Here is a 7456-nt window from a genome sequence, read left to right on the forward strand (position 1 = left end):
CAACACCCCGGAGACCGCTTCCGAGGTGTAGTTCCAACACCCCGGAGACCGCGCTGTACGCACTGAAGAACACGTTCGGCGAGAGAGCTACCCCGCTGACGAACGGGTTCGACGTATGCTCTCACCGAACCGGCCAGGGGTTTCGGCCCGCCAACGGAACTCACAAGTGCTCGCGCGCTCCAAAGTTGGCCAATGAAGCGCCCCAGTTACAGACAGTTCGCGCTGTTTGCCACCGCTCTCACAGGGACGCTCGTCGCGCTGGGTGTCTACACCGCGGCGACCGGCGCGGGGCTGGCCTGCTCCCAGCAGTGGCCGCTCTGTGACAACGGACTCCTCCCACAGACACTCCCGAGTTTCATCGAATGGTTCCACCGCCTGGTGGCGATGGTGACCGGGTTCGTCATCATCGGCGTCGTCGGCGCCGCATGGGTCGGCGATCAGTCCCGCCGGACGTCGCTGTTCGCGACTGCCGCACTGGTGCTACTCCCGCTCCAGATCTCGCTGGGTGCAGTGACGGTGACGCTGAACGGCGCGATTCCGGGCGGCTACTCGGTCCCAACGCAGGCAGCCCACCTGCTGGTCGCACTCGGCATCTTCACCTCGCTGACGCTCGTGACGCTCTCGGCGATGCGAGGGCACTACCGCCGTTCAGCCATGGAACGCAGTCGCATCGCGCTGCTGGCGGTTCTCGTGCTCCTTCCGGTCAACGCCGTCATCGGCCGGGTATCGCCGCTTGTTGACTACACCGAGGGGGCCCAGGCGCTGTTCGCCCTCACTGCGCTGGCGATGTTCGCCACTCTCGTCGCCGCGACAGTCTGGCTCCCGATGACGGCTGTCGCGCGCTACCGCCCGGCGCTTGGCGTCGCACTGGGGTCGGTGTTTTTCGTGACGCTGCTGGGCCGGGACCTGCTGCCCTACACCTGGACCGTCCATCTGGTGAACTGGTTGCTCTACGCCGTCGCGTTCGTGGCTGTCGTCGCCGTCGCGTACGCGGCCCACACGGCGCCACGGGACGGTCGCTCGGTGATAGCCTGAGCCGCCGACTCGCCCGCAACCCTCTTGCCCCGCCCTCGCGACGGCCTGCTCATACAGCGGTCTCGCCGTACGGTGCTCGCTGCGCTCCCACTGGTTCTCGCGGGCTGTGGGCGCTCGCTCCGGACGAACGTCGTCCCGGGTGGCCTGTATCTCGAGGACCGACGCCAGCAGGCGGTGACCGTCACCGTTCGACTGCGAATCGACGATGGCGGAATCACCGCCGAGGCGACAACTGTCGACTAACCGCACAGCAGGGGGAGAGCCCGGCGTTCGTGTTCAGCTCGCGATTGGCCAGCCGAACGGGAGACTTTCGGTCAGTAGCGCCAGTGCCGGTGGCACGCACGAGCAACAGGTCCGGGCCGTCGACGAGGAAAATTATCGACGGCAGTGCGGATCGGGATAGCCAAAGCAGTGCGGCCCCGACAGTTGGGACCGATGCCGAATTGGTCGTTGGCGAGAGCCGGGACACACCCCATCGGTTCCGTAAGTCAGCGTAACCTCACGCTCGCTCAGGGAGTCGAAACCACAAGCGTGCTCGATTCTCGATCCGGATGCAGCGTAGTAACGACCCCCGCGTCGGAACCTGTCAGACGAAGTCCGAGAGCCCCGCCTGGGAGTCGTCAGTGCTCTCCTCGTCGACATCAGCACCATCGTCGTCGTCAGCCGCGGCGGCCTGTGGCTCGGACTCACCCGCATCCGGGGACTCCTCCGGGTCGTCGCCGTCGTCATCACCGCTCGTCTCGCGTGGGGCCCCCGCAAACGCGCCGCCAGCGTGCGCTTCGAGCGCGTCTTCCCGGAGTTCTTCGGCGTCCTCGACGATACCCTGGACCTTGTTCGTGGACTCACCGCTCCCGGAGACGGCTGAAAGCGCCGACTCGTCGAACTGGAAGTAGGCGGTGACGGCGACGGCCAGTTCGCGCGGTTTACAGTGGTGGATGGCCGCCGAGAGGAACGGCAGGATCTCCCGGCGAGCGGTCTCGATACTCGTGCCCTCCGCGTCGGCGACCTTTCGACAGATTTCGTCGATAGTGGCGTCCGAGGAGGGCCACATCTGCGGGCGACCGCCGTACTGTGTCCAGCCGCCGCGGGTTTCGTCGTGGGAAGCGGCGACGCCGGCGGCGACGTTGTCGGTGACGTAGCGCCAGTAGGAGTAGTTCTGCGTGGCGAGTACGCGGCCCAGCCAGCGGTCGGCGTTGGCGAGGAACTCGTAGGCCCGGACGGTCTCCCCGGGGTCGTAGACCTTCATCACCTTGTCCTCGACCCACGCCGTCAGGTCGTCGGGCGTCTCGTCGGCGTCGTAGGCGGTGTAGAGCGCCTCCTGTGCGGATTTCTCTTTCAGGATCGCGTCCAGGACGGTGAAGATGCCGACCGTCGTATCACGGGCACCCATCACGACGTCATCGACAGTGAGTTTCTCCTTTCCCTCGGCGGTCGCCTGGAGGTCCTTCACTGCACCCCGGAGATCGCCGCTGTTGGCGTCAGCGATGCGCTGGAGCGCGTCGGCGTCGAACTCGATTTCCTCCTTTCGGCAGATATCCCGGAGCACCGGGACGATCGAACGCGCCGAGACGTCGCGGAACTCGATGTCCTGACAGGCGTTGCGCAGCCCGCGGCTCATCTCGTAGAACTCGTTGGCGATGAGCACGATAGGCTGGTTCGCCCCCTTCACGAGGCTCGTCACGGCCTGTGCGCCCCCACGGTCGTAGTTGCCGTGGATGTTGTCGGCCTCGTCGACGATGACGAGCTGGCGCCCCGAGACGCCCTCCTCACTCCCGCCGAGGGTGGTGTTGCGCGCGGCACGGCCGGCAAACCGCTCGATCGCGTCGGCGGTTCGCTGGTCTGAGGCGTTGAGTTCGACCGTCTTCCAGCCCATATCTGCCGCGAGCGCGTGAGCCGCGGACGTCTTACCCACACCGGGGCTGCCGTAGAGAATGACCGCCTCCCCGTGGTCGTCCCACGTCTTCCCCCACTCCTCGAAGGCGTCGCGGGCTTTGTTGTTCCCCCGCACCTCCGAGAGCGTCGAGGGGCGGTAGGATTCGGTCCAGTCAGCCATTATCGAAGGGAGGGGTGTGGCGCGTTTAGTGGTTGCGGAGCACCGGATGGGTTCCGCCGCTTCCCGGGGTTTTTTCAGAACGACTCGACGGTCCGGCCCTCACTGACGACCGAACACCGCCCGACGCGGACGGGAGCAGCGAGTCGACTGCCGGAGTCGGTGAGCCGACCACGGCGGTGGCGAGCTAACAGCCGGCCAAGCCAGCGATGTCGGGCCACGCCAAGATGCCCTCAGCGAACCCCCCTCGCCCGGCGACGACGTGTCGGAGCTCCACGTCAAGACGATGCGCGAGCAGGACGAGCGGCTCCGGGGAGCGGTGGCTCCGCCCGGGCAACACGCCGGCAGTCCACACTATCCACCACACCGCCCAGCATTTCGGCTGTCTGGGCTTTGTTGCGCCTTCGGCGTCCTCGGGCTCTGGCTCCACGCTATCGAGATACTGGGGATTACGGCTAAGTGCGGGTTCGCATTCGAGCCACCGCAGCTCTCCCCGGCTGTCGGCTACTTTCTCCTGAACTGGGTCGGCTTCATCGTCATCGGCTACTTCGCCGACGGCATCGGCCGCCAGAAGGCCGACGAGAACTTCACCGACTGGACCGGCAAACCACCCAACTACGAGACGTTCGTCGGCTGAAATGAGCAGGACGCCGACGACATCCTCGGGGTCACCGACGATACCGAGCGCGACGGCTGAATCCGTGAGAGCGGGGCGCATACCCGAGATAGCCTTTTTCAGCCGGACGACAACCGTCCAGCCATGCTGCCGGAGATCGTCGAAACTGAGCGGCTCAGACTCGAGCCCCGGACGCCGGAGTACGTCGACCCGCTCGCGGCCTACGAACACTGCAAGGAGGGTGCGCCGAACATCGACGAGGTGACCGAACACGTGCCCTGGAGCCCGCACAAACACCCGAAGGAGACCCTCGCGTTCCTCGAACGCGGCGTGGAGATGCGGGAGGACCACGAGGCCGCGGAGTTCGTCGTCCGTCCGAAGCAGGGCGAACATGGCGCGGGCGAGATCGCGGGGTTCACCGGCGTGGATTTGGACTGGGAGAGAGACGCCGCCGAACTCGGCTGCTGGTTCCGGAAACCGTTCTGGGGCCGGGGCTACTCCGGCGAGCGCGCACTGGCCCTGGCCGAGCTCGCGTTAGAGGCTCTGGATTTCGAGATCCTCACGGTCCGTCACCACGTGGATAACGAGAACTCCGAACGCGCCATCGAGAGGTATATCGACCGGATGGGCGGTCGGCGGGAGGGGGTGCTACGCAACGTCGGCCTCGAAAGCATCGACAACGGCGGCGGCGTCGACGGGGTGCGCTACACCGTCAGCCAGGCGGAGTACCGGGAGGCCGACCCGGACCACGAAGTGACGTTCCGCGATGTCGACGGCGAGCCGTGGCCATGAGCGATGACCGACCACCCGACTGCGACGCGCTGTTCCCCGAAACAATCGAGACAGACCGGCTTCGACTGGAGCGGGTCGACCCCGCTTCGCCGACTGCCCTGGAGATGTACGAACACTGGCGACAGGGTGCGCCGAACATCGAGGAGACAACGGAGTACGTCACGTGGGGACCCTACAGCCACCCCAAGGGTGTCGCGGAAACACTGGACCGGGCACTGGGCCACGTCGAGGACGCGGAGGGGTCCATGTATGTCGTTCGGGCGGCTGAAGCAGGCGGCGAGTTCGCTGGCACGACCGGGTTGAGCGTCAACTGGGATTGTCAACGCGGTGGGCTCGGCATCTGGCTCCGGAAACCGTTCTGGGGACGTGGGTACTCCGGTGAGCGGGCGGACGCGTTGCTCGAACTCGCGTTCGCGCGGCTGGACCTCGACAGCGTCTCAGTCGCCCACTTGCCCGATAACGAGAACTCCAAACGCGCCATCACGAAGTACATCCGGCGCCACGGCGGGCGCTGTGAGGGGACGTTCCGGAACTTCGTCACCGACGAGGGGGGAACCGTCCACCACGTGTGCAACTACTCGGTCAGCCAGCGGGAGTGGGCCAAGGCCGACGGGACACTGACGGCAGTTCAGTTTCACGACTGACCGCTCCCAACCCGTGCTCAGAGTTCGCGGGCGACCATCTCGCCCCAGTGCTCGAAGCCATGGCGCTCGTAGAACGCCTTCGCGCGGTCGTTCTCCCTGTCCACGTCGAGCACGAACCGCTCCAGCGGGAGCTCCTGGTCACGCGCGAAGGCGACCGCCGCGTCGATCAGGTCGTCGGCGACGCCGGTCCCGCGGTAGGCAGGCGAGAGGTAGAGTTCGTTCAGCACGGCGGCGTCCCAGATGAACCGGTGGGACTCAGGGAGGACGAACACGTAGCCGGCGACCGCATCCGCCGGTCCAGCAGACGGGTCCTCGGTAGCGGTTTCGTCGACGGCCACTGTGACGCAGCGCTCGTCCGCCCCGACACAGCGCTCGACCCACTCGAGCCACGCCTCGCGGTACTGTTCGTCGAGTTTCCCCTCGTACTTCGTCTCCTTCTTTTCGCCGCCGGTACCCGACCCGAGCCCGAGTTCGAAGTCACGTTTTCGCTGCCAGAGACCCGCTTCGTCAGGCGGTTCGTAGGGACGTATCTCCATACCGGCGGTGAGTCACCGCCGGCTGTTGAGGCTGTCGCTCCGGCGGACCTGCCACGTCCGGACGCCGACGGAGACCGTCGAGAGCAGTACCACCATCAGCTGCCAGCCCGCGGTCACCACCGGGAACGTGCGCTCGACCGGCCCCTCCTGCTCCGTCCACGGTTTCGGGTCGGCGCCGGTGCTGTACCGGGTGTTGTCGGTCGTGCTCGCTGGTTTCTCCGGCGAGAGGTCGACGAACGTCTGGACGATCCCCCGCTGGTCCGAGAGCAGGAGCTCCCCGTTGACCGTGTAGAACTGATCGTGGAGCGGCCAGAACGCGTTGACGCCGTTGGTGAACAGATCCGGGAGGATGCCGCCGGCGGCCAGGCCCACGACGGCGACAGCGGCGACGTAGCCCGCGTCGGGGCCGAACCGCTCGCCGAGCCACGAGCGGTCGGAAACCTGGTTGTCCCAGTAGAGCCCCGCCGCGAGTACCGTCGGGAGGAGGAGCGTGTGAAGCGCCGAGCGATGGGCGCCGCCGACGAACGTTGTGAGAACGGAATCGAGGTCGGGAATCGCGGCGGCGACGAGCACGACGGCGATGGCTCTGGGGGTGAAGCGGTCGCCGAGCAAGGCGGCGCCGACCAGGCCGCCGATTGCGACGTGAACGAGCGTCGAGGGCACAGCTGGGGGTGGGCGCTGGGACGGCAAAGCGTTTGTGTCGGTCGACCTGCCGCCCGAAGACAGCTTTCAAGGGCCAGAGACCCGCTGCATCGGGTATGGACGAACTCGACACGCCCGTGCTCGACAACCATCTCCATCTCGACCCGGAGCACGCGCGCGGGATGGACGCAGTCCGGGATTTCGCCCACCTCGGCGGCACCCATCTCCTCGTCGTCAACAAACCATCCTGGCATCTCGGCCCGGTTCCCAGTGACCCCGACGAGTTCCACCGGGCCTTCCAGGCGACGCTCGACGCCGTCGCCGACGCGACCGAACTCCTTCCCGGTCGCGCGTGGGCTGTTCTCGGCGTCCACCCCGGGCTCGTGAGCCAACTGGTCGACGACGGCCACAGCCCCGAGGAGGCCGCGGAGCTGATGCGTGCCGGCCTCGATATCGCCGCGGAGTACGTCACCGATGGCGGCCGAACGTCGCCGCCATCCGAGGGGGCCGATGGCGGCCGAACGTCGCCGCCATCCGAAGGGGCCGATGGCGGCCGAACGTCGCCGCCATCCGAGGGGGCCGGCGGGCGCGCGCTGGCCCTGAAAACCGGACGCCCCCACTACGAGGTGAGCGACGCGGTGTGGGACGCCTCGAACGCGGTGCTGAAACACGGGCTCGCACTCGGCGCCGAACACGACTGTGCGGTCCAACTCCACACCGAGGGGGCCGACCATCTGACTGAAATCGCCGAGTGGGCCGAGGCCCGCGGGCTACCGAGCGAGCGCGTCGTGAAGCATTACGCCGGTGGGACGCTCGTTGGGCCGACGCCGAGCGTGATGAGCGAGAAAGCGCGCCTGGAGCGGGCCGTCGAGGCGGACGAGCCGTTCCTGATGGAGACCGACTACGTCGACGACCCCGACCGGCCGGGCGCGGTGCTCGGACCGAAAACTGTGCCGCGGCGAGTTCGCTGGCTGCTGGCGGAGGGCCACGACGACGCCGTCCACCGCGCGCACGTCGAGACGCCCAGGCTGGTGTACGGCATCGACACCGTGAGCACGCTTGACTCCACCGAATAACCCGCGCTGCGCGTTTCATAGTGATTACTGCGAGTCTGTCCCGCCGTGACCATCCGTGTCGGTGA

At 67.1% G+C, this 7456-nt stretch carries 9 protein-coding genes; 6 read left to right on the forward strand and 3 right to left on the reverse strand.

The features are described from left to right. Nucleotides 1–192: 192 nt before the first annotated feature. Together V5A38_RS13900 and V5A38_RS13905 are read left to right on the forward strand one after the other, a co-directional pair. Nucleotides 193–1035: a COX15/CtaA family protein gene (locus tag V5A38_RS13900; protein ID WP_332326364.1), complete on the forward strand. Its 843-nt coding sequence runs from the start codon at nt 193–195 to the stop codon at nt 1033–1035. Nucleotides 1036–1107: 72 nt separating this feature from the next. Beyond that, the gene (locus V5A38_RS13905; RefSeq protein ID WP_332326365.1) at nt 1108–1278 is read left to right on the forward strand and encodes a hypothetical protein; all 171 of its coding nucleotides are present in this window, start codon (nt 1108–1110) and stop codon (nt 1276–1278) included. 343 nt (nt 1279–1621) lie between these two features. On the opposite strand, the gene V5A38_RS13910 is transcribed toward V5A38_RS13905, so the two are convergent. Continuing rightward, nucleotides 1622–3088 (reverse strand): replication factor C large subunit, encoded by a 1467-nt coding sequence (locus V5A38_RS13910; RefSeq protein WP_332326366.1) that lies wholly within the window; start codon nt 3086–3088, stop codon nt 1622–1624. 259 nt (nt 3089–3347) lie between these two features. Between V5A38_RS13910 and V5A38_RS13915 the strand changes: the two genes are divergently transcribed. From V5A38_RS13915 to V5A38_RS13925, 3 genes are all read left to right on the forward strand, one after another. Beyond that, the gene (locus V5A38_RS13915; RefSeq protein ID WP_332326367.1) at nt 3348–3722 is read left to right on the forward strand and encodes a hypothetical protein; all 375 of its coding nucleotides are present in this window, start codon (nt 3348–3350) and stop codon (nt 3720–3722) included. 123 nt (nt 3723–3845) lie between these two features. After that, entirely contained in the window at nt 3846–4493 is a 648-nt protein-coding gene (locus V5A38_RS13920) for a GNAT family protein (protein ID WP_332326368.1), read from the forward strand. After that, nucleotides 4490–5137, forward strand: a complete 648-nt coding sequence (locus V5A38_RS13925; RefSeq protein ID WP_332326369.1) for a GNAT family N-acetyltransferase — start codon at nt 4490–4492, stop codon at nt 5135–5137. Before V5A38_RS13920 ends, V5A38_RS13925 begins: the two co-directional genes overlap by 4 nt. 17 nt (nt 5138–5154) lie before the next feature. Here V5A38_RS13925 and V5A38_RS13930 read toward each other — a convergent pair whose 3' ends face one another. Both V5A38_RS13930 and V5A38_RS13935 read right to left on the reverse strand, forming a co-directional pair. Then, complete coding sequence (locus tag V5A38_RS13930; RefSeq protein WP_332326370.1) at nt 5155–5673, reverse strand: N-acetyltransferase; 519 nt, start codon at nt 5671–5673, stop codon at nt 5155–5157. A 12-nt stretch (nt 5674–5685) separates the two neighbouring features. Next, on the reverse strand, nt 5686–6336 hold the full coding sequence (locus tag V5A38_RS13935) for a metal-dependent hydrolase (protein ID WP_332326371.1): 651 nt from the start codon (nt 6334–6336) through the stop codon (nt 5686–5688). Nucleotides 6337–6431: 95 nt separating this feature from the next. Here V5A38_RS13935 and V5A38_RS13940 point away from each other — a divergent pair, with 95 nt between their 5' ends. Then, nucleotides 6432–7391: a TatD family hydrolase gene (locus tag V5A38_RS13940; protein WP_332326372.1), complete on the forward strand. Its 960-nt coding sequence runs from the start codon at nt 6432–6434 to the stop codon at nt 7389–7391. Nucleotides 7392–7456: the final 65 nt, after the last annotated feature.

This window comes from Halolamina sp., assembly GCF_036626355.1.
Classification (GTDB): Archaea; Halobacteriota; Halobacteria; order Halobacteriales; family Haloferacaceae; genus Halolamina.